Origin of the sequence: Pseudomonas abyssi (assembly GCF_003444685.1) — a bacterium.
GTDB classification, from domain to species: Bacteria; Pseudomonadota; Gammaproteobacteria; order Pseudomonadales; family Pseudomonadaceae; genus Halopseudomonas; species Halopseudomonas abyssi.
Genome location: NZ_LMAZ01000001.1, coordinates 1,107,457 through 1,131,574 on the forward strand (window position 1 = coordinate 1,107,457; position 24,118 = coordinate 1,131,574).

The 24,118-nt window shown below is 60.4% G+C and carries 23 protein-coding genes; 19 read left to right on the forward strand and 4 right to left on the reverse strand.

Going from position 1 to position 24,118, the window contains the following annotated elements:
• Positions 1–57 precede the first annotated feature (57 nt).
• Positions 58–540, forward strand: coding sequence for a CreA family protein (locus ASB58_RS05150; protein ID WP_118129560.1), 483 nt, complete (start codon positions 58–60; stop codon positions 538–540).
• A 120-nt stretch (positions 541–660) separates the two neighbouring features.
• Entirely contained in the window at positions 661–2,013 is a 1,353-nt protein-coding gene (locus tag ASB58_RS05155) for a TAXI family TRAP transporter solute-binding subunit (protein ID WP_118129561.1), read from the forward strand.
• On the opposite strand, the gene ASB58_RS05160 is transcribed toward ASB58_RS05155, so the two are convergent.
• The gene (locus tag ASB58_RS05160; protein WP_118129562.1) at positions 1,953–2,855 is read right to left on the reverse strand and encodes an alpha/beta hydrolase; all 903 of its coding nucleotides are present in this window, start codon (positions 2,853–2,855) and stop codon (positions 1,953–1,955) included. The genes ASB58_RS05155 and ASB58_RS05160 overlap by 61 nt on opposite strands.
• Before the next feature lie 119 nt (positions 2,856–2,974).
• Between ASB58_RS05160 and ASB58_RS05165 the strand changes: the two genes are divergently transcribed.
• From ASB58_RS05165 to ASB58_RS05220, 12 genes are all read left to right on the forward strand, one after another.
• On the forward strand, positions 2,975–3,892 hold the full coding sequence (locus tag ASB58_RS05165; RefSeq protein ID WP_118129563.1) for an AAA family ATPase: 918 nt from the start codon (positions 2,975–2,977) through the stop codon (positions 3,890–3,892).
• On the forward strand, positions 3,862–4,863 hold the full coding sequence (locus ASB58_RS05170) for a DUF58 domain-containing protein (protein ID WP_407920670.1): 1,002 nt from the start codon (positions 3,862–3,864) through the stop codon (positions 4,861–4,863). The genes ASB58_RS05165 and ASB58_RS05170 overlap by 31 nt, the downstream gene beginning before the upstream one ends.
• Positions 4,860–6,872, forward strand: a complete 2,013-nt coding sequence (locus ASB58_RS05175) for a transglutaminase TgpA family protein (protein ID WP_118129565.1) — start codon at positions 4,860–4,862, stop codon at positions 6,870–6,872. The genes ASB58_RS05170 and ASB58_RS05175 overlap by 4 nt, the downstream gene beginning before the upstream one ends.
• A gap of 70 nt (positions 6,873–6,942) precedes the next feature.
• A complete protein-coding gene (locus tag ASB58_RS05180; RefSeq protein WP_118129566.1) occupies positions 6,943–7,401 on the forward strand; it encodes a DUF3429 domain-containing protein in 459 nt (152 codons plus the stop codon).
• A gap of 118 nt (positions 7,402–7,519) precedes the next feature.
• Positions 7,520–9,613 carry a type VI secretion system Vgr family protein gene (gene tssI / locus ASB58_RS05185; RefSeq protein WP_118129567.1) on the forward strand — a complete coding sequence of 698 codons (2,094 nt, stop codon included), beginning with the start codon at positions 7,520–7,522 and terminating at the stop codon, positions 9,611–9,613.
• Positions 9,610–11,412 (forward strand): toxin VasX, encoded by a 1,803-nt coding sequence (locus tag ASB58_RS05190; RefSeq protein WP_118129568.1) that lies wholly within the window; start codon positions 9,610–9,612, stop codon positions 11,410–11,412. Before tssI ends, ASB58_RS05190 begins: the two co-directional genes overlap by 4 nt.
• Before the next feature lie 61 nt (positions 11,413–11,473).
• The gene (locus ASB58_RS05195) at positions 11,474–12,823 is read left to right on the forward strand and encodes a hypothetical protein (protein ID WP_118129569.1); all 1,350 of its coding nucleotides are present in this window, start codon (positions 11,474–11,476) and stop codon (positions 12,821–12,823) included.
• Entirely contained in the window at positions 12,820–14,037 is a 1,218-nt protein-coding gene (locus tag ASB58_RS20160; RefSeq protein WP_235827220.1) for a hypothetical protein, read from the forward strand. The genes ASB58_RS05195 and ASB58_RS20160 overlap by 4 nt, the downstream gene beginning before the upstream one ends.
• Positions 14,015–14,992, forward strand: coding sequence for a hypothetical protein (locus ASB58_RS05205; protein ID WP_118129570.1), 978 nt, complete (start codon positions 14,015–14,017; stop codon positions 14,990–14,992). The genes ASB58_RS20160 and ASB58_RS05205 overlap by 23 nt, the downstream gene beginning before the upstream one ends.
• Positions 14,993–15,209: 217 nt before the next feature.
• Positions 15,210–16,412, forward strand: coding sequence for a hypothetical protein (locus ASB58_RS20165; protein WP_235827221.1), 1,203 nt, complete (start codon positions 15,210–15,212; stop codon positions 16,410–16,412).
• A 148-nt stretch (positions 16,413–16,560) separates the two neighbouring features.
• Complete coding sequence (locus tag ASB58_RS05215) at positions 16,561–17,238, forward strand: nitroreductase (protein ID WP_083728191.1); 678 nt, start codon at positions 16,561–16,563, stop codon at positions 17,236–17,238.
• A gap of 71 nt (positions 17,239–17,309) precedes the next feature.
• Entirely contained in the window at positions 17,310–17,540 is a 231-nt protein-coding gene (locus tag ASB58_RS05220; protein WP_235827222.1) for a DUF6434 domain-containing protein, read from the forward strand.
• Between the two features lie 120 nt (positions 17,541–17,660).
• Here ASB58_RS05220 and ASB58_RS05225 read toward each other — a convergent pair whose 3' ends face one another.
• Positions 17,661–18,233 carry a Smr/MutS family protein gene (locus ASB58_RS05225; RefSeq protein WP_118129571.1) on the reverse strand — a complete coding sequence of 191 codons (573 nt, stop codon included), beginning with the start codon at positions 18,231–18,233 and terminating at the stop codon, positions 17,661–17,663.
• Positions 18,234–18,392: 159 nt separating this feature from the next.
• Between ASB58_RS05225 and prmB the strand changes: the two genes are divergently transcribed.
• Entirely contained in the window at positions 18,393–19,304 is a 912-nt protein-coding gene (prmB, locus tag ASB58_RS05230) for a 50S ribosomal protein L3 N(5)-glutamine methyltransferase (RefSeq protein ID WP_118129572.1), read from the forward strand.
• A gap of 57 nt (positions 19,305–19,361) precedes the next feature.
• On the opposite strand, the gene ASB58_RS05235 is transcribed toward prmB, so the two are convergent.
• Positions 19,362–20,141 (reverse strand): hypothetical protein, encoded by a 780-nt coding sequence (locus ASB58_RS05235; protein ID WP_096004704.1) that lies wholly within the window; start codon positions 20,139–20,141, stop codon positions 19,362–19,364.
• A gap of 76 nt (positions 20,142–20,217) precedes the next feature.
• Positions 20,218–20,988, reverse strand: a complete 771-nt coding sequence (locus ASB58_RS05240; protein WP_118129573.1) for a sulfite exporter TauE/SafE family protein — start codon at positions 20,986–20,988, stop codon at positions 20,218–20,220.
• A gap of 116 nt (positions 20,989–21,104) precedes the next feature.
• Between ASB58_RS05240 and aroC the strand changes: the two genes are divergently transcribed.
• From aroC to ASB58_RS05260, 4 genes are all read left to right on the forward strand, one after another.
• Positions 21,105–22,196 carry a chorismate synthase gene (gene aroC / locus ASB58_RS05245; protein ID WP_118129574.1) on the forward strand — a complete coding sequence of 364 codons (1,092 nt, stop codon included), beginning with the start codon at positions 21,105–21,107 and terminating at the stop codon, positions 22,194–22,196.
• 16 nt (positions 22,197–22,212) lie between these two features.
• The gene (locus ASB58_RS05250; RefSeq protein WP_118129575.1) at positions 22,213–23,388 is read left to right on the forward strand and encodes an MFS transporter; all 1,176 of its coding nucleotides are present in this window, start codon (positions 22,213–22,215) and stop codon (positions 23,386–23,388) included.
• Positions 23,385–23,852, forward strand: coding sequence for a hypothetical protein (locus ASB58_RS05255; RefSeq protein WP_118129576.1), 468 nt, complete (start codon positions 23,385–23,387; stop codon positions 23,850–23,852). Before ASB58_RS05250 ends, ASB58_RS05255 begins: the two co-directional genes overlap by 4 nt.
• A 63-nt stretch (positions 23,853–23,915) precedes the next feature.
• Complete coding sequence (locus ASB58_RS05260; RefSeq protein WP_096004817.1) at positions 23,916–24,101, forward strand: PLDc N-terminal domain-containing protein; 186 nt, start codon at positions 23,916–23,918, stop codon at positions 24,099–24,101.
• Positions 24,102–24,118: the final 17 nt, after the last annotated feature.

Genomic DNA, 24,118 nt, shown 5'->3' on the forward strand with positions numbered 1-24,118 from the left:
GTAAGCGCCGAGTACACTACCGGCTGAATGCAGTGTGGATGGCGAAACGGAGTAGACATGAAAAAAGTACTGGTACTGGCTGCTATGGTCGGCCTGCTGGCAGGTTGCTCGGATAACAACGAGGTCGGGGATGTATCGCTCGGGGTATTCACCCTCAAGGACATCAAACTGCACTCGCTGGTAGATCCTGAGGTGCCTGGGGTGACTTGTCATATCGCCTCTATCGAAGCAAACCTCAGCTTTTCAGATCCCAGCGACAGCGCAATCTCCTGCCGTCAGACCGGCGAGATAACGCCGCAGATGATTGCCCAGATTGATAAAAGTGATTCGGGTGAGATTGTCTTCAGACAGTCCAAGAGTATTTTCTTCAAGACGATGAAGGTGCGGCGTATTTACGATCCGCAGCACCAGACGCTGATGTATCTGTCCTACTCAACCAAGGAAACCACCGGCAGCTTCAAACATAGCCTGTCCACCGTGCCGCTATGGGGCACGGCTGCCTACCAGACTGCTCCTTCAGCAGGTGTGGCGGTCGAATAATAGCTTAACCCGCACCGCAGCAAAACCAGGGAAGCTGGCCTGCGCTTCTTTGGCGACTGGTCAGTGCTTCGCGCCTAAGCGGGGTAGACTGTCAGCACGAATTGTTTCTGGAGTAGCAGGATGCAAAACCTGAAGCAGATAGGGCTTTTTGTTCGCACCAACCTGTGGATTATCCCGTTGGCGTTGCTGCTGGTGTGGCTGTTGTTTCGCTTTCTTGACCCGGCGCCGCCGCGGGTGCTGGTGATGACCACAGGCGACGAAGGCGGCAGCTATCACCGCTTTGGTCTGGCCATGCAGCGGGAGTTGGCCAAACAGGACCTGGAGTTGCAGCTGCGCCCCAGCCGCGGGTCGCTGGATAACCTGCAGCGTTTGACCGATGGCTCAGGTGAGGTACAACTTGGTCTGATCCAGAGCGGCACCGAGCTGCTGCTGGAGCCAGGGCAGCGCAACCAGTTGATCGGCTTGTCGGCGTTGTATCACGAGCCGTTGTGGCTGTTTCAGCGTAAGGGCGAGAACATCACACGGCTGTCGGACTTGCAGGACAAACGCGTGGCGGTGGGCAGCGAAGGCAGTGGCACCTGGGCGGTGCTCAAGGGCTTGTTCGAGCAGCGACAGGATGGCTCGCGACTGGAGCAGCTTAACAATGGCCTGTGGCGCAAGATGGGCAGCTCTGCCGCGACTGACGCGCTCCTGGCCGGTGAAATCGACGCGGCCTTTTTGGTGTTGCCTGCCGACAACCGGCTGGTAACGCGCCTGGCGGCTAACCCGGATATCTCCCTGGTCAACCTCGCCCAGGCCGATGCCTTTGCTGCGCGCTTGCACTTTCTGGAGGCATTGGAGGTGCCCACGGGGCTGCTGAATATTGCAACCAACACGCCCCAGCAAGACACCAAGGTGTTGTCACCGGTAGCCACGCTGGCGGGTAATCAGGACTTTCACCCGGCGCTGACCGCGGTGGTGCTGGAGGCCGCGCGCAAGGTGCTGCGCGAGGGCAACCTGCTCGACAAACCGGGGCGTTTTCCGGCAGGTGAGCCCATGGGGCTTGAACTGAGCAAGGAGGCAGACTACTACCACCGCCAGGGTATGCCTTTTTTGCAGCGCTACCTGCCGTTTCAGGTGGCCTCGGCGATTGACCGCTATGTGGTGCTGATCATTCCCTTTATCGCCATCATGTTTCCGCTACTCAAGACCATGGGGCCACTGTATCGCTGGCGTGTGCGTGCTCGGGTGTATCGCTGGTACGAGCACCTGCGGCGCATCGATAAGCTGATCTACAGCGGCAAGATCAAGCAGCAATACGCCGAGCAGATTCAGGGACTCAAAGCGCTGGAGTCGGAGTTGAATCACGTTGATGTTCCGCTCTCCTATGCCCACGAGCTCTACAGCCTGCACTTGCACGTGCGCTACATGATTTACCGGCTGGAGACGCTGCAGGCCGAGGAGGAGGGCGGCGAGAAACCTTCGCCGGCCTGAGCGCTGACAAAGCAGGTAACCTGCTCGATCACCGGCGCCCAGTGCTGAAAGGGAGCGGCCAGGGCGAGCAGGATTTTGATGTGGCCGAGATCTGCCAGCACCGCCCTCTGGACACTAACGTCCTGTGCCTGCAGCGCACGGGTCAATTGCTCGGTATTGCGCTGCGGATCAACCAGATCGTCATCGGCGCCGGCCAGCAGCAGTGCGGGCGGACTCTTTGCACTGGCGTGGACCAGCGGCTGTGAGTCGACCGGCGTTTGCGGGTGATAAAAAACCGGCTGCACGTCGGGGTTGATGATCGGCAGAAAATCATAGGGGCCGGCCAGGCCGATCCAGCCGTTGATCACCTCGGGAGAGAGGCTCTGCTGGGCCAGCCAACGGTCATCCAGCGCGAGCATGGCCGCGTTGTAGGCGCCGGCGCTGTGGCCCATGACAAACAGCGGGCCGTTCGGACTGTGCCACTCGCCTCGGTGTGCCTGCGTCCAGGCCAGCGCCTTGGCGCTATCGCGCAGAAACTCGGGGTAACGCACCTCGGGGTAGAGTCGGTAGTCGGGGATCACGGCGATCATGCCGCGACTAGCCAGCGCCTGCCCGACAAACCGATAGTCCGCGCGCTCGCCGTTGCGCCAACTGCCCCCGTAGTAGAAAACCACCACGGGGGCGTCCGGTTTCAGCTCTGCTGGCAGGTAAACGTCCAGTCGCTGGCGCGGCAGCTCACCATAGCTGAGACCCTTAAGGGCGTCATAGCCGCTGCTAGGCACCAGCCAGTTGATCGGTGCCAGGGCTGAGCAACCACTCATGAGCGTCGTGATCAGCAGTAACAGAGTGCGAAGTAACGGCATGGAGCCCCCTCAGATTCGCGTGTTTGACAGCCTTAAGGCTGTTACAAGCTATTGCATTTGTCTTTCGCCCAGCAGCGCTTGCACCTACCATGGCATGGTAGCCCGGAGAAGAGGTGAGCATGAAGGATGCGTTAAGCGCGGCGCAGGACGCGATAGACAAGGTACTGCTGGGCAAGTCCCATTCGATCAAGCTGGCACTGGCATGCATTCTGGCCAAGGGGCACTTGCTGATCGAGGATCTGCCGGGTATGGGCAAGACCACGCTGTCGCAAGCACTGGCCCGGGTGCTGGGCATGAGCTATCAGCGTATTCAGTTCACCAGCGACCTGTTGCCCGGGGATATCCTCGGCACCTCTGTGTTCGATCGCAACAGTGCCCAGTTTGTCTTTCATCCGGGGCCCATCTTTGCCGAGTTGATTCTCGCTGACGAGATCAACCGCGCCACACCCAAAAGCCAGAGTGCACTGCTGGAGGCCATGGAGGAAGGGCAGGTAACGGTGGACGGGGCAACCCGTCAACTACCCGATCCCTTCTTTGTGATTGCCACGCAGAACCCGGTATCGCAGTCCGGCACCTTTGCGTTGCCTGAATCCCAGCTCGACCGCTTTCTCATGCGTCTGTCGCTTGGCTATCCGAGCGAGGCTGCTGAAAAAAATCTGCTGATGGGGGCCGAGCGCCGTACCCGTCTTGACGCGGTGGAGCCGCTATTGGGGCATGAGCAGTTGCGCGCGCTGCAGGCGCAGGTGCCGCAGGTGACCGCCAGCGAGGCGTTGGTCGATTACATCCTGCGCCTGGTCAACCACACCCGTAACAGCGACAGCTGCGCCTGGGGATTGTCTCCGCGTGCCAGCCTGGGCTTGCTGGCGGCGGCGCGGGCCTGGGCTCTGCTGGAACAGCGCCATTACGTGATTCCTGAAGACGTGCAGGCCGTGCTACCCGCGGTTGTCAGTCACCGCTTGCGTGCAACCAACGACCCGACAGGGCATGGCGGTGACAGTTTGGCGCGCTGGTTGCTCAACGAGGTATCGCCGGTGTGACTGCCGCTATCCGCGCCAGAGCACGGCGCTGGCACCAAGGCTGGCTGCGTCGCAGAATCCCGCCGGCCCGCTCTCTGCGGCTGGACCATCGGCGGATATTTATCCTGCCCAGCCGCGCCGGCATGGCCTTTTTACTGTTACTGCTGATCATGCTGATCGGCGCCATCAACTATCAGAACAGCCTGGTATACGGGCTCACTTTTACCTTGCTTAGCCTGTTCTGGGTTGCCCTGCATCACACCTATCGCAATCTGGCTGCCGTGCAGCTACGAGCCACCGGCGGACGCGCCGTGTTTGCCGGGGAGCAGGTGCCACTGGGGCTGACACTGCGCTCAGAGCGCCGCGAGCACCAGGCACTGAAGATGCGCTGGCCGGGGTTGGATGCCGTATCGGTAGACGTGCCGGCCGGTGGCGAGCAGGCGCTGACGCTGTTTCATCCCACCGAGCGCCGCGGTTGGCTGGCATTGGAGCGTCTGCGCATTGAAACCTGTTACCCGCTCGGCTGGTTTGTTGCCTGGAGTCTGGTTGATCTGGACTGGCAGGTACTGGTGTATCCCAAACCGGTCAGCGCCCCGCTGCCGGTCGGCGCAGCGCCCGAAGGCGAGGAGGGCGACCAGCCCCACGCACAGCAGGAAGGGGTGGCCGACTTTCAGGGGCTGCGCGCCTACCGCCCGGGTGACTCGCGCAGACGCCTCGATTGGCGCGCCTGGTCTCGCGGTCAGGGGCTGCATAGCAAGGTGTTTGCCGAGCCACAGCAGCAAAGCCTGTGGCTGGATCTGGCCGCCGCTGCCGGCCGCGATCTGGACGAGCGCCTGGGTGTTCTGACGGGCTGGGTGCTGGAGATGGAGCGTGAGCAGCGTCCTTATGGCCTGAGCCTGCCCGGTGTACGCATCGAGCCGGCTCAGGGCGATAGCCATCGCGAGGGCTGCCTGCGAGCGCTTGCACTCTATGGGCTGGAGGCGCGAGCGTGAGCACGGCATTGATTCCGCGTAATGCGTTGGCCTGGCTGCTGGGAGCCCAGCTGGTGGTGCTGTTGCCGCATTTGCCGCGCCTGCCCTGGTGGGTAGCCGTGCTGTGGCTTGGTTGTGCGGCCTGGCGCGTGCAGATTCAGCGCATGCGCTGGGGTTATCCCGGGCGCATTCTGCGGGCCGGAGGGCTGCTGCTGACAGGGGTTGCGGTGTTCTTTACCCAGGGCACGCTGATCGGCCTCGATGCCACAGTGATGCTGCTGTTGTTGCTGTTCATGCTCAAGCTTCTGGAGATGCGTAACCCGCGTGATGCGCTGGTGGTTATCTATCTGGGCTTCTTTATCCTGGCCACGGCCTTTCTGTTTGATCAGGGAATTCCCCTGACGCTCTATCAGTGCGTGGGCGCCGTGGTGCTGGTGGCTGCGCTGATCGGCCTGCAGCAAAGCCCTGCGCGCAATGACCCTTGGCACGCGCTGCGCAGCGCGGCAGCCATGTTGCTGCAGGCGCTGCCGTTGATGCTGCTGATGTTCCTGTTCTTTCCCCGGCTGGCGCCACTGTGGACGATCAACCTGCCGAGCGCCGAAAGTCGCACCGGGCTGTCTGACACCATGGCGCCGGCGGATATCGCCAATTTGGCGCAGTCCCCTGAACTGGCATTCCGCGCGAGCTTTGAGGGGAATATCCCGCCGCCCAACAGGCTCTACTGGCGCGCTATGACCCTTAGCCGCTTTGATGGCCGGGTGTGGTCGCAGGACCGTCTGCTGGAGGGGCACCAGCCGCTGGCTGTGGAGCGCAGTGGCGCTGCGCTAGATTACCAGGTGATAGCGCAACCTACTGGCCGTAACTGGCTTTACAGCCTGCCCGGCAGCGTCTCCGACAGTCCGGAACTACGAGCGCTGCGCGATGATACCCTGCGTGCCAATCGCCCGCTGAGCAGTACCTTTGGCTATACCGCTACTGCCTTTGAGCGCGTTCAGCGCCAGCGTGACGGCCTGACCGAGGACGAGCGTCAGCGCCTGTTGCAACTGCCAGAGGACAGCGATCCGCGCAGCCGCGCCTGGGCGGAGGAGTTGCGCCAGCGCCATGCCTCTGACGCCGAGCTGGTGAACGCATTACTACGGCATTTCAACCAGCAGCCGTTCCATTACACCCTGCGTCCGCCCACCCTGGGCAGGCACAGCAATGACGAGTTCCTGTTTGATACTCAGCGCGGCTTTTGTGAGCACTATGCCGGTGCCATGACCTTTGTGCTGCGCGCCGCCGGGATTCCCGCCAGGGTCGTGACCGGCTATCAGGGCGGCGAATTGAACCCGCGCGGTGGCTATCTGCTGGTTCATCAGTTTGATGCCCACGCCTGGATTGAGGCGTGGCTGCCGGGACAGGGCTGGCAGTCCTTTGATCCGACTTTTCAGGTGGCCCCGAGCCGTATCGAGCGCGGGTTGGAGGAGGCGATGCGCGAGGAGGGGAGTTTCCTGGCTGATGCGCCATTGGCCGGCTCGCGCTACCGCGACATCGGTTGGGTCAACAACCTGCGTCTGACCTGGGACGATATCAACTATCAGTGGCAGTTGCGGGTGCTCAACTTTCAGTCAGAGGAGCAACTGGCGCTGTTCAAACGCTGGTTGGGCACCGCCGACTGGCGGCGCATTGGCGTGGTGGTGCTGTCCCTGGTTGGCCTGGTCATGGTGGTGCAGGCGCTGATCTGGCTGCGGCCCCGGCGCTTGTCCGGCTCGCCGGCGCAGCTGGCCTGGCAGCAGCTGGATCAGCGCCTAGGCAAGCTAGGTCTTGGCGTGCGTGCCGGTGAGGGGCCACGGGATTGGCAGCAACGCCTGCGACAGGCATTGCCGCAGCAGCGCGCGGCCATCGATGGCTTTTTTGACCGCTTTGTGGAGCAAAGTTACGCGCAGCGTCAGCCAGGCGAGGCGCAGGCGCAACTGAAGCCCGCGCTGCAGACGCTGTTACGCTCCTTGCCCAGGCGACGCCCGCCCGCACCAAGCCAGGCACTGGATTAGCGCTGTTGCCTGGCCGCGGCGGCGCCCTATAATCAGACCCACCCCGGGACCATTTTGCAGCGGAGTTTGCATGCATCCATTCAATGCGACACAGCCCCCCAAACTGGCTTTTGCACTGGGCCTGGCGGGTCTTGTGCCTTTTGTCTCCGGGGCATTGGGGCTGTGGGTGACGCCCGAGGCCTGGCGCGAGCGCGTATTGGAGGAGTTGTTGAGTTACGCGGCCATAACGCTCGCTTTTCTCGGTGCCATCCACTGGGGGCTGGCGATGCGCGCGGAAGAGAACAGTGACAAGGCGCCAGTGCAACTGGGGCTTTCGGTCATCCCGCCGCTGCTGGGCTGGTTTGCTCTGGCGCTACCTAACGATCTGGGTTTGCCGGTTATTCTGCTGGCCTTTGCCGCCCTGTATTTTGCCGATCTCTGGGCCGTTGACCATGGTGTCGCGCCCGTCTGGTACCCAGCCCTGCGCAAGCCGCTGAGCCTCACGGCGGTGTGCTCGTTGCTGATTGCCTGGTTCGCTACCTGGCAGTAGCTCTGCACCGATTGCGCGACAAAATGCGCACTGTATCGCCTTTTGCCGGTTTATCACCTGCCAAGCTCGCCCCCGATACGTAACCTCGGCTCACGCATTTGCAGCCGAGGAACAACGGATGTTCTCCCCCGCCAATCAGGCGCACTTTATTCTTGAAATCGACGGTGCCGAACACGACTTCAAGGTGCTTGAGTTCACTGCCCGTGAATCGCTCAATCAGCCCTACGAGGTGCTGCTGACTTTGGTCAGCGAGCGTCCGGATGTTGACCTGCAAAGCCTCCTACACCTGCCAGCCTGGCTGGATACCGGCGCAGGCAGCGGCTTTCACGGCTTTATCGATCAGCTCACTCAGGGCGAGTCAGGCCGCCGGCTGACGCGCTACCAACTGCGCCTGCAGCCGCAGCTGGGGTACCTGCAGCACCGTATCAACCAGCGGATTTTTCAGCACCGCAGCGCCGCCGAGATTATGGCCGCTGTGCTGCAGGAGCACGGCATCCACAGCGATGCCTATCGCTTCAGCCTGAACACGCCGCTGCCCGCGCGTCGCTACTGTACCCAGTACGATGAGAGTGATCTGCGCTTTATCCAGCGCCTGTGTGAGGAGGAGGGGCTGCACTTTCACTTTGAGCACCAGCGTGACGGCCATATCCTGGTGTTTGGTGATGATCAGACCTGCTTTGCGCGTCTGCCCGAGATCGGCTACAGCCAGGGCACTGGTCTGGTCGCTGATCAACCGGTGGTCAAGCGCTTCAGCCTGACCGCCGCCACCCGACCAGACCAGGTGACACGCCGAGATTATGAATTTCTGAAACCGCGCCTGCACATGGAAGCCGAAGCCAGACTGGAAGACGGCCCGCCCCAGCCGGCACTGGAAGACTATGACTACCCGGGGCGCTTTGGCGACCGCGAACGCGGCAAGCAACTCAGCCGCATCCATCTGCAGCGCCACCGCAGCCATCAATTGCAGGCCAACGGTGAGAGCGATCAGCCGGGCCTGCGCAGCGGGTATTTTCTGCCGCTGTCCGGCCACCTGCGTGATGACTGGAACGACCTCTGGCTGCTGACCAGCATTGAGCATCAGGGCAAGCAACCGCAGGTGCTGGAAGAAGCGGTGACCAGCGACACCAGCTCCAGCGACGGTTTTACCCAGGGCTACCGCAATCGCTTTATTGCCACACCTTGGCAGGCCATCTGGCGCCCCGCACTAGAGCACCCCAAACCGCGCATCGCCGGCAGCCAGAGCGCCGTCGTCACCGGGCCGGAGGGCGAAGAGATTCACTGCGATCCGCACGGCCGGGTGAAGGTCCAGTTTCACTGGGATCGTGAAGGCCAGGCGGACGACACCACCAGTTGCTGGCTGCGGGTGGCCAGCGGCTGGGCTGGCGACCGCTATGGTGCTCTGACCATTCCCAGGGTTGGCATGGAAGTGCTGGTGAGCTTTCTCGAAGGTGACCCGGACCAGCCGCTGATCACCGGCTGCCTTTACCACGCCGAACACGTGCCGCCGGTTGATCTGCCTGCCCACAAAACCCGTAGCACCTTCAAAAGCCTCAGCTCCCCCGGCGGCAAGGGCTACAACGAGCTACGTATCGAGGACAAGAAAGGTGCCGAGCAAATCTACCTGCATGCCCAGCGCGACTGGGACCAGCGCATCGAGCACGATCAACGCCTGCACGTTGGCAATGAACGTCACGATCACATCGTCGCCAACCATTACAGCCAGCACCTGGCCGAAGTGCACCGCACCGTCCACGCCAACCGCCTGACAGACCTCAAGGCCAATGATCATCTGACGATTGCCCAGAGCCAGCACACGCGCATCGGCCAACGCCAGCTCACTGAAGCCGGACAGGAAATTCACCTGGCCAGCGGCCGCAAGATCGTGATCGACGCCGGTATGGAAATCACCCTCAGGGCCGGCGGCAGCTTTATCAAGATCGACCCCAGCGGCGTCACCGTCACCGGTGCCAACATCCGCCTGAACTCCGGCGGCAGCCCGGCGCAGGGCACACCGGCTGAGCCGGTGTTGCCAGCTTTGCCTGCGCACGCCGCATTGGATAGCGCAGGGGACACTACCGGAGGGGCCACGCCTAACGCGCCGCCTCCCGAGTCGAATCAGAAGTCCGGGCTGGAGCAACTGATAGTAGACGTGTGGGGAGATCCGGCGTTTGGCGGGCAGGTCCAGCTGCTAGACCCGGAGGATAAGCAATGAGCGAACTCAAGGACGAGTCAATTGAGCAAGGCACGCGCAAGCGGGCCCAGTACGACAGTGCCCAGCGAGCCAACCTGGCATTGAACCTCGAGCGAGAGGACGGCGGCACCCTGCAGATTCTGGTCGAGCAGGACATGCGCAGCCACGAGGAAGAGCCGGATATTCAGCAAAATACCTTTCTGGCAATTGTACCCATGGCGCGCCTGCCTGCTATCGATGGCGCTGACCAGCAACCTGTTGGTGCGTTGATCAGGCCGGGGCGCATCTATGTTTTTCGCAAGGGCAAGCTCTGGCGTGAACAGGTCTGTGATGGCAAAGGGGCGCTTGCCGACGTTGATGTGAGCTACTGGCGCAGTCAGTCGGCGGCGGGCCAACCCTGCGACGATCGTGCTGCCGTAGGCAAACCACTGGCGCTCACGCTGGTGCCCGTATTGCTCCAGGGGCATTACGTGGGCGATCAAGTGGACATGGCCTATAGCGAGATGCCCTGGAGTTGGGAGTACATCAAATGGCTCGAAGCGGACAGTAGCCGGGTCAAGGCACGCTGCCAGAATGTAGCGCCTGCCTGGGCGGCAGCCGTTGTCGGCAAGGAGCACTGGCGAGCGACTCTTGCGATGCCCGCCGTGCTGGTCGACGCCTTGGAGGGCGGCCTGCGCCCTCGAGACCTGCATCTTGAGTGCCTGCTCAGCAGTCCTGACACTTTCACGCCCGCACTGCTGGAGCTAAGCCCTGACGAGCCGCTTGTACGCTTGCACCGCCACCAGCAGGCCCTGGCCGAACACATGTCCGCAGAAGGCCCACAGGCGCTGCCGGATCTGCCGGCTGCCAGTGATTTGCTGGCGGATAAGGCCTTGCGCGGCTATCCCAAGCTGGTCGGCCTGTTGCTGAATGATCCGCTATTCGAATTTCGCCATGCTGTTGAGCAGTCCCGTTTGGCGACTGAAACCCTGCAAACCTGCAACGCGCTGATTCCCTATCAGCCCCATGGCCGGTATGCCGAGCTACTGCATCAGTGGGCCATGTCGACCGATGCGCCCTTGGCGAGCTTGCGCGCGCAGGTCGACACCCAGGCACTGGACAAGTCGATGATGGAGCAGGAGCGGCGCATGGCGCGCGATTGTCTGCACCGGCAACTCGATCGCACCATGTCGCTGTGCCACGGCGGTCTGTCGGTCGTCTGGAACGACTGGATTTATACCCGAGATGAACGGCTGCTTGAGCCCTACAGCCTGTTGATAGAGCTATTGGAACAGCTTGGCCGCCTGCCGCACGATACCGATGCCCGCAGCACTGCGGCGGACAGCCGCCGGCTGTCGCGCTCGATAGAACGCCTGGTAACCCACCTGGCTGAAGCCAGTCACCCGCTGACGCGCACAGCGCTTGTCGCAGGGGAGGGTGAGCTGCCGGAGCTGGCGAGCCGCTTGGCTGAGCTTGCTGCAAAAGCGCAGCCGGCAGACCCAGAGAATATGGGTATCAGTACCCTCGCGCTGTTTGCAGGAATGGAAAGTCAGGGCGATGCCAACTATCAGTACTCCACCCAAAATCTGGCGCTGGCAGTTGATGAGTGGCTGGCGCACTTGTCGAAAGTGATGCTGATGACGTTGCGAAAGTTGCGAGTAGATCCCTCTACTGTGCAGGTGGAGTTGCCGCGCCTGTTTACACCCACAATGGGGCTGCTGAAGTCGCTTCACTCCAAGGCAAAGTCGCTTCAGTTTCTACCCCAAGGTCAGGCGCTGGCGCAGGATATGGTGGTGCTGGGCGTACATGGCGCTGGCCTGAGTTTTGGACTGACCCAGTGAACGAGCCACGCTGACTCGAGAAAACTACCTTTACAGCAACCTGCAAGGCCGTTCCGGAGACGTGCTCGGCACCTCCAGCGGCAAGCTCGCAAAGGCGAACCATTTTGCGAGCAAAGACCTGGGCCGCCTGATGGTGGTCGCTGCCCCGGCAAACGACCCGCTGGTGCAGGAGCTTAATAGCTGGCGGGTGGGCGCCGCCAATGTTGGACGGGCTACGCAACTAGCCAAGTCGCCCGCGTTGCCGCTGTTGGCGACGGTGATGGCTGCTTATAACTTGCATGTGAACGTTGAGGGGGCCTCAGGGATTAGAAGGGTAGGCGTTACCCTGTCAGCCTCCGCGGACCTTTTGCTGGCGTCCAATAATGTTGCGCTGAAAGTCATTGAGGGCTCCGGAGGGAGGTCTCCCTGGTATGTGCTTTGGGAAAAAGGGCGCATTGATGTCTCAAAAGTATCAGAACGCTGGGCCGGAAACTTGCAGCGTCGTACCGGTAGTACTTTGCTAAATGCCTCCCGTGCTGCTGGTACGGTGGCCATGGTATTTACTTCAGCAATTTTTGTTTGGGACGCTAAGCGCGCTTTTGATGCAGGAGACAAAGACGTTTCGGTTGCGAACGCCATCGCCGCAGGAGGGAGTGCGGTTTGGGCGTTGTATACGATAGGTGTGCTGGCAAGTCCCTGGGTGTTGGCGGCGGGTGTTGTGCTTCTAATCGGCGGAGCGTTAGCGGCGGCGCTGATGGCCGACGGTGCGATTGAGCAGGCGATCAAACATGGCCCCTTCGGCATTGAACATCGCCTGCCACATATGAACGACCCTAGAATCGCCTACCAGCAGCTGCTGGGGGCGATTGGCGAGCCGCAGGCAAAGATCGCTCGCTTGAGCGTCTGGACCGCGGCAGCGCCGGAAGAGGAACGCCGAAAGCTGGAGCTGGCTGCGCGTGAGAGCCAGCGCGAGTTACACCCCCTCGACTGGGTAGTTGAGCTGCAGTCAGGTTTGCTGGGCCAATATCCTAACGACAGCCGGTTCCGATTGATGGCCTCGGAGCTGCAGTGGGTTCGGGGCCATCAGACCGGCTGGAAGCGCTTGCCAGCTAGGCCGCTCTCTCATTACAAGCTAGGCGCAGTGGTTATGGACGCCAGCCGCGTTGTCTATATCCTGCCGCATATTGGTAGCCAGGCGCACACTGGCCTGATGCAAATGCAGTACGGCCTTAAAGTGAGGGCGCAGTTTGCGTTGGGGCGGCAAGAGTGCAGGCCGAATGACCCCTTTCCTGCCTTCGATGATCTGGTGCTACCGCAACCCGCCGCCCGTGACTGGGCTGCCTTTGACCCGCAACGATTTCCCGAGGAGCGTGATGTTGATGGCAGCGTCCCCTACTGGCTGATTGCGCTAAGTGAGCGAGACTCTCTATGAGCCAAACACTGAGTAGTAGTGTATATGCAGCCAGTGCCTATGATTCGCGCCAAATACCCAGGCAGCCTCCGCATAAGTGGCGGCAAGACGAAAATCGTACCGACTTGCGTCGTACTCAGTTGAACTGGGGATATTACGCCGGCCTAGATCCCTGGCAGGTGGTTGATATGCAGTTGCAGGGAAAAGATCAAACTTGGTTGGAGCGTACTGGTGATGGTGACATTTACTGTGATCACCAGCATTGGCGGTTCGAAAACTTCAATAAGATACTTTTGCTTTTTATCTTGTTTAAGTATGTTGCGCTGCTTGGGGCGACTTGGGTGTTTTGGCTGTTCTCTGTGATGGCAGCGGTGGCAGAAGCTTATCAAGAGTCTAAAGTAATACTATTTCTAGGGGTTTCTATTGCTTTTATTATGATTGGGATAAGTGCCTGGCTATATTGGGAGAAAAGCTTTAAATCATACTTGATACACGCAATCTCGGGCCTAGGAATAAGCGTTGTATGTGTATCTATTGCGCACTTTGGACTTGACAAGGACGTAGAAATTTTCTGGTTTCCAGTGGTCATGGGACTATCCATATTTATGGCCGCCATCGGTTTTGACCTATTGATCGCTCTTTACCTGCGTCTTTTCAAATACGACGGCAGCGGATTTAACCGTCAGACCGGAATGGTGACCGTTGCACGTCGCTTTCGTAAGCCCTTTGTGGCGCCGTTCTATGAGTTTGATGTCACCATGGAGTACCGCCCCGGCTCCCACGGCAGCGGTGGTATGGCGCTCTGGCTACACCACAGATACACCACCTGTGAGGTGTTCCTGGGCGGCAAACTGCATCCCTTGGGGCTGTCACCAGAGGAGGCGATGGCGTTCTGGGACTGTCTGCAGCGCTATATGGACACCAGTCAGCCGCTGCCGGATTTGCCGGTGCTGGAGCAATTCCGCCACCTTGATCCGACCACCGCGCAGTACGATGCCCAAAGCGGCAGGCCACCACGCCGCTGGCGCGATACCAATGCCCGCGCCTGGCAACGGCGCGGCCAGCATGAATCCATGCGACGCAACGCAGCCTATCGCTGGCAACAACACCCTTGCATTCTGCGCGCTCGCATCGACCCAGAGTTAAGCATTGAGGCTTACTATCGGGAACAAGAGGCGCGTGGCGTTCAGGCTACGCCGAAGGCGGATGACTATGACAACGTTCATCGCGGCTGAGAGCTGGGGCCCTATGCTACTCGCTCCGCTACCCATCCCTACCGGCCAGCCCGCCAGCGATCTGATGAATGTCCTCTGGCGCAAGAATGACGTTTACCTGGATATCGGCAGTTTTGCTATGGGCGCGGGTTGGATGACGTTGCATATGGGCTCCGTTATGTTTCTGGCTATTTCAGTTTGGGTTGTTGCGAGTGGAGATATCTGGCTTAGCCTGATGACATTGGCCGTTATGGGGTTCGGATTTATGGGCACCCTCTGGTACTTGTTCATCAAGCAGTGGCGCAAGCCGCTTTACTCCCCTATTCGCTTCAACCGTCATCGCCGAGCAGTCTGTATTACCGAGCCTAGTGGTGAGTATTGGTTTGTGCCTTGGGAGCGGGTACACGCGATTGCTCCTAGAGCCCTCAGCCTCAATGCCGGTGGTGCAAGCCAGCACGGTAGCCTTGTGTTGTGGTTTCCGCTTAAAGGGCAAGAGTACGAGGACTACGCGCCGAATAAAGAAGGCTGGGTTCTGGCGGTCAATGCCGGTGGTGGTATTTCATCCATGGCGCAGTGGGAGTGCATTCGCAGCTTTATGGAAGTTGGTCCGGAAGTGGTGCCCAACAGCTCAATTCCTGAGACGTCTGAAAAAATAGAGCGGGAGGGTTATTGGGGCGCATGGAAGAGCTACTTTGCGCAATTCGTTGATGAGGTTAAAGCTAAATCCGTCGGTCCTGCTTTAACTACATTATGTGGCCTCACTATTTTTGGTATCCCTTGGGTGGCTGTATTGATGAGCCGAAAATTAGAGCACATCCCCGACCTATCCGCTCCCGAAGTCATTGAATGGTCCAAGCCCTTGCCTCCCGAGCAGTGGGCCAAGCGCTCGCCTGAACTGGAACGTGCGATAGCCGAGCAGGAGACCATCTTGAAGGTCGATGCCGATTCGCCGTCGTCGAATAAAGAAAACGTCTAGTGGCCATCCGCGTTTAAGCATCGAGACCTACTAACGAGAACTAGAGGCGGGTGGTATTCAGGCACGCCCAAGGCTGACGTCTTTGACAAATATTCACTAAGCCAATGCATGTTTTACATGCAACGCAATAATCGTGTTTTGTTAGAGTGCAGAACCTTGCGCAGCTGGTCTCACTCGCTGTTTTTTTTACCCATGGAAAGTAAGCAAAGGAACTGCATTGAATACTGCACAGACTGAACTTTCGTATGCGGCTAGCGCATACGATTCAACTAACATACCTAGCCAACCGCCGCACAGATGGCGGGAAGATGAAAATCGAACCGGGTTGCGACGTACCCAGTTAAATTGGGGGTATTACGCCGGCTTGAATCCTTGGCAACTGGTGGATGGCCAACTGCGAGGGCAAGAGCAGACCTGGCTCGAGCGCACCGGTGATACTGATGTTTACTGTAACCATCAACGATGGCGGTTCGAGAACTTCAACAGGATTCTTATCCTTGTCCCCTTTTTTAAGTACATAGCGCTATTACTTTTGCCGTGGCTATTTGCTGTTGTTTCCTTGCTGGAGTTTTTCCCGGAAGTGGAGCTTGCCTATTTTGTTATGGCGTTTGCAGCGTTACCCCTCTGCGCGTTCAGCGCTTGGCTTTATTGGGGGCGAGGTTTAAAGGCGTATTTGTATCTGATGAGCCTACCCTTGGCTTTGGCGGCACTTGGTGGAGCCTATAATTACCTTGATTCCGGCGATTACGCTTCGCTAGTTATGTGTGGCTATATCGTTTTGGCCGTGTTCATGGGGGTGGTCGGCTTTGACTTTCTGCTTGACCTGTATCTGCGCCTGTTCAAGCACGACGGAAGTGAAATCAACCGCCAGACCGGTATGGTGACGATTGCACGTCGCTTTCGTCAGCCCTTTGTAGCTCCGTTTTATGAATTTGATGCGACCATGGAGTACAGACCAGACCCTCTTGGCGGCGGTGGCATGGCGCTCTGGCTGTATCATAGGTACACCACCTGTAAGGTGTTTTTAGGTGGCAAACTGCATCCGTTGGGGCTTAAGCCGGAGGAGGCCATGGCCTTCTGGGACTGTATGCAGCGCTATATGGATGTGAGCCAGCCTTTACCTGAGCTGCCGGTGTTGGAGCAGTTTCGTCACCTTGATCAAACCTCCGCCCAGTACGATGCAAAGAAAGCCAAGCCTTCACGCCGCTGGCGCGACTTCGATCCTCGTGCCTGGCAGGAGCGCGGCCTGCCTGACGTCATGCGCCGCAACGCAGCCTATCGCTGGCAACAACGGCCTTGCATTCTGCGCGCTCGCATCGACCCAGAGTTGAGCATCGAGACCTACTACCGCGAACAAGAGGCGCGTGGCATTCAGGCTACGCCCAGGGCGGATGACTATGACAATGTTCATCGCGGCTGAGGAGGGTGTGCCTTGTCTGGTTTACCTCTTTGCCCTCAGTTGCTGAATACCCCTTTATAGCCGCCGGCTGACCGTCATCAGCCGCCCTGTTTGTTGTGCTACCGTCGGCGAATAACAAGTCGAGGTTTCATGCAGGAGGAGTGCAGCGGTGAATTACGATGATGTGGTGTTGGGGCGGCGCAGTATCCGTGCTTTTCGGCAACAGCCGGTGCCGCGCGAGGTGCTTGAGGAGGTCATCAGTCTGGCCACGCGGGCGCCGTCATCAATGAACTCCCAGCCCTGGCACCTGCATGTGCTGACCGGCGAGCCGCTGGACCGCATTCGTGCGGAGAATACCGAGCGTATGGTCACCGGCGTAGCGCCGTCCAAGGAAACCCGTGACTCGGGCAGCTACGAGGGGGTTCACCGCCAGCGCCAGGTGGAGATCGCGGTGCAGCTGTTTGAGGCCATGGGGATTGCCCGAGACGATAAGGAAAAGCGGCAGGACTGGGTCTTACGCGGCTTTCGGCAATTCGATGCGCCGGTCTCGGTGGTGGTGACCTATGATCGCCAACTGCGTGAGGGCGACATTGCCCAGTTCGACTGTGGGGCTTTGGTCAATGGTCTGGTTAATGCGGCCTGGTCTCGCGGTTTGGGCTGTGTGGTCAACAGCCAGGGCATCATGCATTCACCGGTGGTGCGCGAACACGCGGGTATCCCGGATGATCAGGTGATCATTATCTGCGTGGCGATGGGCTACCCCGATGACAGCTTCCCGGCCAATGCGGTGGTGTCACGGCGCCGTGAGGTGGCAGAGGTGGCCAGTTTTGTGGGCTTTGCCGAGTAGCACGCGCGTTGGCGTGACCTTTTGGGACGCCTTTCGGGCGTTCCCAGCTTGAAGACTGTGAGGGCATAAGCGTGAAAGGTAAAACTCTGGAACTCGCTGCCTTTGATTGGCATCGAGACGTGATCACTCCGCAGACGCCAGTCAATGCGGGGTATCGCAACACCCAGAATGTGCGTCGCTTTATGCGTGAGGCTTGCGGCCCGGCGTTCCGCTTTGACAGGTCCTTTATGGCTTGGATGCGTGACGGCACGCCGAAAACCATGGGGGATGCGGCAGCTGAGTGGCTGAAGCGAAATGCCTGATTATCGGCGCGCGCCAGTGTGTAGGCGACGGCTTGTCTATACAGCAAAGACGTTAAGCGGGTGAAAGCGCTTGCCGAGCTTTTTCTTTCCAGCTTCCAGCTGCCAACTGCTAACTGCTCCTCAGTCGTCCCTTCCTTCAAGCATGTTTCTGCGCAGCAGCACGTAGACTGATCCGGTACCGCCATGCCGGGGAATGCAGGAGGTAAAGGCGAGCACCTTGTCGTGCTGCCTGAGCCAGGTGTTGACGTGGCTTTTCATCATCGGTTTGCGACCGTCCAGCCGGCGGGCCTTGCCGTGGGTAACCCGTACGCAGCGGATCTCCTGCTTGACCGCTTCGGCTAGAAAGGCCCAAAGCAGCTCGCGGGCGCGCTCGATCGTCATGCCGTGCAAATCGATGGAGCCGTCGAAGGGGATCTGCGCTTGCTTGAGCTTGCGCAGCTGCGCGTCTTGCACACCGTTTGCTGCCCAGGCCAGCTCCTGCTCGGGGTCGACATCTATGACGAACTGGTCTGACAGGCCATCGACCACGACGGCGCTGTCCTTGAGGGTCGCACGCTGGCGACTGGCGGCGATGCTGGCGCGGTCGCGCGGGGCTTTGCCGACCTCGGCCCGGTCGTGCTTAAGACGCTTGGCGCCCTGCACGGCTTGACGGAAAAGGTCGAGATCGTCGTCGGGAGAAAAGTCCTGTGTCATGCTGCTGGCCGCTACGCAAAAAGGCTAGTGTAACAGCTGCAGCTTATCGAAAAGCCTGCCTGGCGCCCGATACAGCCGGTGTTTGTTTTCATTCGCGGCTGGTCGCCGGCGGCCTGGCGGGTAAAATGGCAGCCTGCTTTGAACAAGGACTCTTCCATCATGAGTGAATACGCCGCTTTGCACAGCATTCAGGATCTGGTTCGCTGGGGCGTCAGTCGCTTCCATCAGGCCGAGCTGTTTTTTGGTCATGGCACCGACAATGCCTGGGACGAGTCGCGGCTGTTGGTGCTGCACGCCCTGTACCTGCCCTGGGAAACGCCGCAGGAGTATCTGCATTGTCGCATTACCGACGAGGAGCGTGACGCCGTTGTGGCGTTGTTGGAGGAGCGCATTCGGCTGCGCATGCCTGCCGCCTATCTGACCGGGCATGCACGTTTTGCCGGGCTGGATTTTGTGGTGGATGAACGGGTGCTGGTGCCGCGGTCTCCCATTGCTGAATTGATTGATGGTCGCTTTGAACCCTGGCTGGAGCGAGAGCCGCTGCGTATTCTGGATCTGTGCACGGGCAGTGGCTGTATTGGCATCGCTTGTGCCTACGCGTTTCCTGAGGCCGAGGTAGTGCTGGCGGACCTGTCTGCCGATGCGCTGGCGGTGGCCGAACAGAATATCGAGATGCACGAACTGGCCGAGCGTGTTGAGGCGCGCTGGTCGGATGGCTTCGACGGGCTAGCCGGTGAGCGCTTTGATCTGATTGTCAGCAATCCGCCCTATGTGGATGCAGAAGACATGAGCTTGCTGCCCGACGAGTATCGACACGAGCCGGAAATGGGACTGGCCGCAGGGGACGACGGCCTGGATCTGGTGCGCCGGATGCTGGCTGAAGCGGCGGATTATCTGACCGAGGACGGTGTGCTGGTGATCGAGGTGGGTAACAGCATGGTGCATGTTATGGCCGAGTGGCCAGAGGTGGACTTTGAGTGGGTCAAATTCCGGCAGGGTGGCCACGGTGTGTTTGTGCTGAGCGCAGAGCAGTGCCGTCACTTTCAGTCACTGTTTGCCGAGAGCCTGTGACGCGTTTTAGCGGCTCCTGCGTGGCGTTCGCTGCGCAGGTCGTTGCTGGGTGTGGGCTCAGCGAAGTACTACCCACAGCAGCATCAACGCCTGGAAAATCGAGAAGACAATCAGACAGCCGATGGCGAAGCGGTTGCCCAGGTCGGCGCGCTTGTAACTGGCGATAGCTGACTCGAGCTGGTTGATCTGGGCGCTTTGCTTTTGGTTCAGCCCTTCGTGCTCACGCAGTTGGGCCAACAGGGTATTGATTTGAAGAGGTTGTATGCGCTCGGTATTCCAGCTGCCGATCAGATCGTTGACCCGGTTGGCCTGGGCGAGGGCGGTACCGGCCTCGCTGTCCAGCGGGGTGATGCTGAAGCCGGCGTGGCTGAGGATGGTGTCACGGGCCTTGCGGGCATCTTCGGTGGCGCTGTCGCTGTCGCGCAGAGTGATTGGGGTCACAGCGTAGTCCCCGCAATAACGCTGGCACCAGTGAATCAACTGGGCCAGCATGAAGGTGCCCAGTCCGCGTTGACTGGGCTGGATCTGCACACCGTCAATCGGGCCGAAGCGCACCCGCTTGCGCTTGTGGTCTACCAGTACTTCCATCCGGTTGCCGGACTCGGCGAGCGGTTCGCCTTCAAAGCGCACCTGCAGGCGCAGCAATTCGAGCAGGCCTGCCTGTTCCTGGGTGACGGCGATCTGCGCAAGTTTCTCCGGATGTACCAGCATGCGCGCCTTGAACACCGGTTTGAGTTGCACCCAGTAGGCATCCGACGGTTTGGCGCGGGCGAACGGATCCCGCGGGGCGCTTTGCTCCGGGGGAGTGCGGTCAGCCAGTGCGTCGGTTGAGGTCATGCTGTCATCCTGGGGGACTACGGGTGCTTGTGCACCTCTCCAGCCTGTATCGGCCGAATGACGGTTTTCTGTAATGTCACCACCAGGTGGACGCAGCTTCCCAGATCAGGCGAGCAGCCAGCAAGCTGAGCACCAAGTTAAAAAGTCGTCCAAAGTGCGTGTCACTCATACGCTTGAGCAGATGCAGGCCGAGCCAGGTGCCCAGTGCGCCAGCGGCGATCATGGCTGCCATCAGGGCGAGCCAGTCATAGAAGATAAACCCTGCGGCGCTAAAGGCAAAGGCCTTTGGCAAGTGTTGCAGGCTCATGGCAGCAGCGAAGGTTGCCACGGTCTGCAGGCGCTGATGCGCCTGTTGCTGCTTGATAAACGCGGCCACCAGAGGGCCGGTGGCGCCGACAAACAGGCTGAGAAAACTGGTAATTACCGACGCGAGCAGGGTGCCGACAGACCCGGTGGCCACCTTGGGTATTGCCGGCCCCCAGCACAACAGCAGAATGAACAGCGCGATACTCAGCTGTACCACGGCCAGCGGCAGGCGTACCAGCAGCAGGCTGGCGGCCAGCGCGCCCAGCACCACGCCCGGGAAAAACCAGGCGATGACCCGCATGTTGATATGCCGCCAGGTCATCAGGGCGCGATTGGCATTGGACCCTAGCTGCACCATGCCGTGGACTGGAATGATCGCGGCAGCCGGCATGATCAGCGCCATGATGGCCAGTAGCATGACACCACCGCCGGCGCCCATCGCAGCAGTTACCGCAGAAGTGAGGGCGGCGGCGAGGATCAGTATCAGCGCCCAGTGCGGAGCCAGGTTGTCGGGTAGCAATAACGGCAGCAGCTCGCTCATGAAGGCTCCGGCGTTAAATGAGGAGGGCGTAGCCTACCCGCCGGGCCGCAGACTGTCACCGTTAACGGCCAGCGGGTATACTGCCGCACTGCCCATGTTCAGCTCAGGTTCTTGGTATGTCTGGAAACACGCTCGGTACCCTCTTCACTGTTACCACGGCCGGCGAAAGCCACGGCCCGGCGCTGGTCGCCATTGTTGATGGCTGCCCGCCCGGTCTGCCGTTGTCGAGTGAGGATCTGCAGCGTGATCTGGATCGCCGCAAGCCCGGCACCAGCCGCCACACTACCCAGCGCCAGGAGGCCGATGAGGTCGAGATCCTGTCCGGGGTGTTTGAAGGGGTGACGACCGGCTGCCCGATTGGCTTGCTGATTCGCAACACCGATCAGAAGTCCAAGGACTACTCGGCGATCAAGGACCTGTTCCGCCCGGCCCACGCCGACTACACCTACCACCACAAGTACGGCCTGCGCGACTACCGCGGTGGCGGCCGTTCGTCTGCGCGAGAAACCGCAATGCGTGTTGCTGCCGGTGCGATTGCCAAGAAGTACCTGGCCGCCCAAGGCATCCAGGTGCGTGGTTATATGAGCCAGCTGGGGCCCATCGAGATCCCCTTCAAGAGCTGGGATGGTGTCAACGACAATGCCTTCTTCAGCCCCGACCCGGACAAGATTCCCGAGCTGGAGGCCTACATGGATCAGCTGCGCCGTGACCAGGACTCGGTCGGCGCCAAAATCACCGTGGTTGCCGACGGTGTGCCGCCCGGGCTGGGCGAGCCGATCTTTGATCGTCTGGATGCCGAGCTGGCCTACGCGCTGATGAGCATCAACGCGGTCAAGGGGGTCGAAATTGGTGCCGGCTTTGCCTCCGTAGCCCAGCGCGGCACCGAGCACCGTGATGAGTTGACGCCGGAAGGCTTCGTCAGTAACCAGGCTGGCGGCGTGCTGGGCGGCATTTCCTCTGGTCAGCCGATTGTCGCCAGCCTTGCGCTCAAGCCCACCTCCAGCATTACCACCCCTGGTCGCTCCATTGACGTGAACGGTGAGTCGGTCGATGTGATCACCAAGGGTCGCCACGACCCCTGCGTGGGCATTCGTGCCACGCCGATTGCCGAGGCGATGATGGCGCTGGTGCTGATGGATCATCTGCTACGCCATCGCTCGCAGAACGCCGACGTGAAGGTCACCACACCGGTATTGGGTCAACTCTGATCCGGCGCGGGCAGCCGTGAGTGCGGTCGCGGGGGCACCGCTGCCTTACTGGCGGCTGTCCGGTTTCTACTTTGCCTACTTCGCCCTGCTGGGCGGGGTAGCGCCCTTCCTGTCGCTGTATTTCGAATCGCTCGGCTTTTCGCCGGCGCGCATCGGCGAGCTGGTTGCGATACCCATGCTGATGCGCTGCATTGCGCCCAACCTGTGGGGTTGGCTGGGGGACGCTACCGGGCAGCGTCTGCTGATTGTTCGCGTCGGCGCGCTGCTGACCGCGCTCTGTTTTGCGGGCATCTTCTGGCGGCAGGACTATTGGTGGCTGGCGGCGATCATGGCGCTGCACAGCTTCTTCTGGCACGCCGTCTTGCCGCAGTTTGAAGCCATTACACTGGCACACCTGGGTAGTCAATCAGCGCGCTACAGCCAACTGCGTCTCTGGGGGTCGGTTGGCTTTATCCTTACCGTAGTCTTGCTGGGCCTGTTGCTGCAGCGTGCCGGCATGGCTGTTTATCCCATGGCGATGTTCGGCATCATGCTGCTGATTGCAGTGTGCAGCACCTTGGTACCGCAGCCGCCACGCCAGCCTGCCAGCGCAGCAGTGGCCGGTGATGGATTCGTGCAGCGTCTGCGCCAGCCCGGCGTGCCCGCGTTTTTTGTGGCCGTGGCGTTGATGCAGCTGTCGCATGGGCCCTATTACACCTTTCTCAGCATTCACCTCGAGGCGCTGGGCTACAGCCGTGGACTCATTGGCATGCTCTGGGCTCTGGGTGTGCTGGCCGAGATTGTGCTGTTTATGTTCATGCACCGCCTGCTGGCCTGGATAAGCCTGCGGCAACTGCTGGTGGTCAGCTTTGCGTTGGCGGCGCTGCGTTGGCTGTTGCTCGGTAAGCTGGCCGAGGAGATGCTGGTTCTGGTGTTTGCCCAGCTGCTGCATGCCGCGACTTTCGGCGCATTTCATGTTGCCTCCATTCATCTGGTGCAACAGCGTTTTGGCGAAAGGTATCAGGGACAGGGGCAGGCGCTTTATGCCACGCTGGCCGGCATTGGCGGTGCGCTGGGCGCACTGTGTTCCGGTTATGCCTGGGCTGGCATGGGGCCCACGCTGACGTTTGCCGCTGCCGCGCTGGCAGCCTTTGTCGGCATGCTGCTATTGCTGCTGCGCCTGGGCGACCAATCAACCAAGGGGGCTGGATGAGCATTCTGGCGGTCTACGGCGCGGAGGACTTGCAGTGTCCGCGTCGGGTACTGACTCACAGGCAGGATATTGAAACCGAGCTGGCGGCGATGGGCATAACGCTGTTGCCGGCCGGGGCGCCGGTTACGCCCGGTGCCCAGTGTAAACACGAGTGCCACGGTGCGCCTGCCTATGAACAGCCGGAGGAGTGCATTGATGGTGCCCAGGTTTTTGTTTGCGGGGCGCTGGAGCGCCGTATAGAGCGGGGGCGGGTGAGGCTATGCCTGCTCAGTGAGTCGTCGGTACTGCTCATTGCTCTGCGGGCTGGTGATCGCCTGGCCTTGCCGGCCGGTTTGTCGCAATGCATGTTGCCCACGCCCGGCGACACCTGCAGCTGGGTGGATACGGCCGCAGCAGAAAGTGCCCTGGCGTATCAGCCGGTTGCCCAGTCTGCGTTGGTCCAGCTGGCGCCGCTGGAGATCTGACAGCGAAATTCGCCAGGCTTCCTATACTGTGGATACACCCAATAAAGGAAGTGCTGCATGAACATGAATACCGGTGGTGGGCTGATCGGTCTGCTGATTCTGATTGGCGATATCTGGGCCATTATCAACATCCTGCAGAGTAACGCGGGCATGGGAGCCAAGCTGTTGTGGATTCTGCTGGTGGTGCTGCTACCGCTACTGGGGCTGATTATCTGGTTTGTTGCGGGGCCGCGGGGCGGCAAGGCATAAAAAAGCCCCGGCGCGTG

What these genes read in the sequence shown, in the direction of transcription:
- ASB58_RS05225 (WP_118129571.1), bottom strand. Translation starts at nt 18,233, where the DNA reads ATGACACAGGACTTTTCTCCCGACGACGATCTCGACCTTTTCCGTCAA.
- prmB (WP_118129572.1), top strand. Translation starts at nt 18,393, where the DNA reads ATGAGTGAATACGCCGCTTTGCACAGCATTCAGGATCTGGTTCGCTGG.
- ASB58_RS05255 (WP_118129576.1), top strand. Translation starts at nt 23,385, where the DNA reads ATGAGCATTCTGGCGGTCTACGGCGCGGAGGACTTGCAGTGTCCGCGT.
- ASB58_RS05260 (WP_096004817.1), top strand. Translation starts at nt 23,916, where the DNA reads ATGAATACCGGTGGTGGGCTGATCGGTCTGCTGATTCTGATTGGCGAT.
- ASB58_RS20160 (WP_235827220.1), top strand. Translation starts at nt 12,820, where the DNA reads ATGAGCCAAACACTGAGTAGTAGTGTATATGCAGCCAGTGCCTATGAT.
- ASB58_RS05190 (WP_118129568.1), top strand. Translation starts at nt 9,610, where the DNA reads ATGAGCGAACTCAAGGACGAGTCAATTGAGCAAGGCACGCGCAAGCGG.
- ASB58_RS05240 (WP_118129573.1), bottom strand. Translation starts at nt 20,988, where the DNA reads ATGAGCGAGCTGCTGCCGTTATTGCTACCCGACAACCTGGCTCCGCAC.
- ASB58_RS05155 (WP_118129561.1), top strand. Translation starts at nt 661, where the DNA reads ATGCAAAACCTGAAGCAGATAGGGCTTTTTGTTCGCACCAACCTGTGG.
- ASB58_RS05205 (WP_118129570.1), top strand. Translation starts at nt 14,015, where the DNA reads ATGACAACGTTCATCGCGGCTGAGAGCTGGGGCCCTATGCTACTCGCT.
- ASB58_RS05235 (WP_096004704.1), bottom strand. Translation starts at nt 20,141, where the DNA reads ATGACCTCAACCGACGCACTGGCTGACCGCACTCCCCCGGAGCAAAGC.
- ASB58_RS05160 (WP_118129562.1), bottom strand. Translation starts at nt 2,855, where the DNA reads ATGCCGTTACTTCGCACTCTGTTACTGCTGATCACGACGCTCATGAGT.
- ASB58_RS05150 (WP_118129560.1), top strand. Translation starts at nt 58, where the DNA reads ATGAAAAAAGTACTGGTACTGGCTGCTATGGTCGGCCTGCTGGCAGGT.
- ASB58_RS05180 (WP_118129566.1), top strand. Translation starts at nt 6,943, where the DNA reads ATGCATCCATTCAATGCGACACAGCCCCCCAAACTGGCTTTTGCACTG.
- aroC (WP_118129574.1), top strand. Translation starts at nt 21,105, where the DNA reads ATGTCTGGAAACACGCTCGGTACCCTCTTCACTGTTACCACGGCCGGC.
- ASB58_RS05165 (WP_118129563.1), top strand. Translation starts at nt 2,975, where the DNA reads ATGAAGGATGCGTTAAGCGCGGCGCAGGACGCGATAGACAAGGTACTG.
- tssI (WP_118129567.1), top strand. Translation starts at nt 7,520, where the DNA reads ATGTTCTCCCCCGCCAATCAGGCGCACTTTATTCTTGAAATCGACGGT.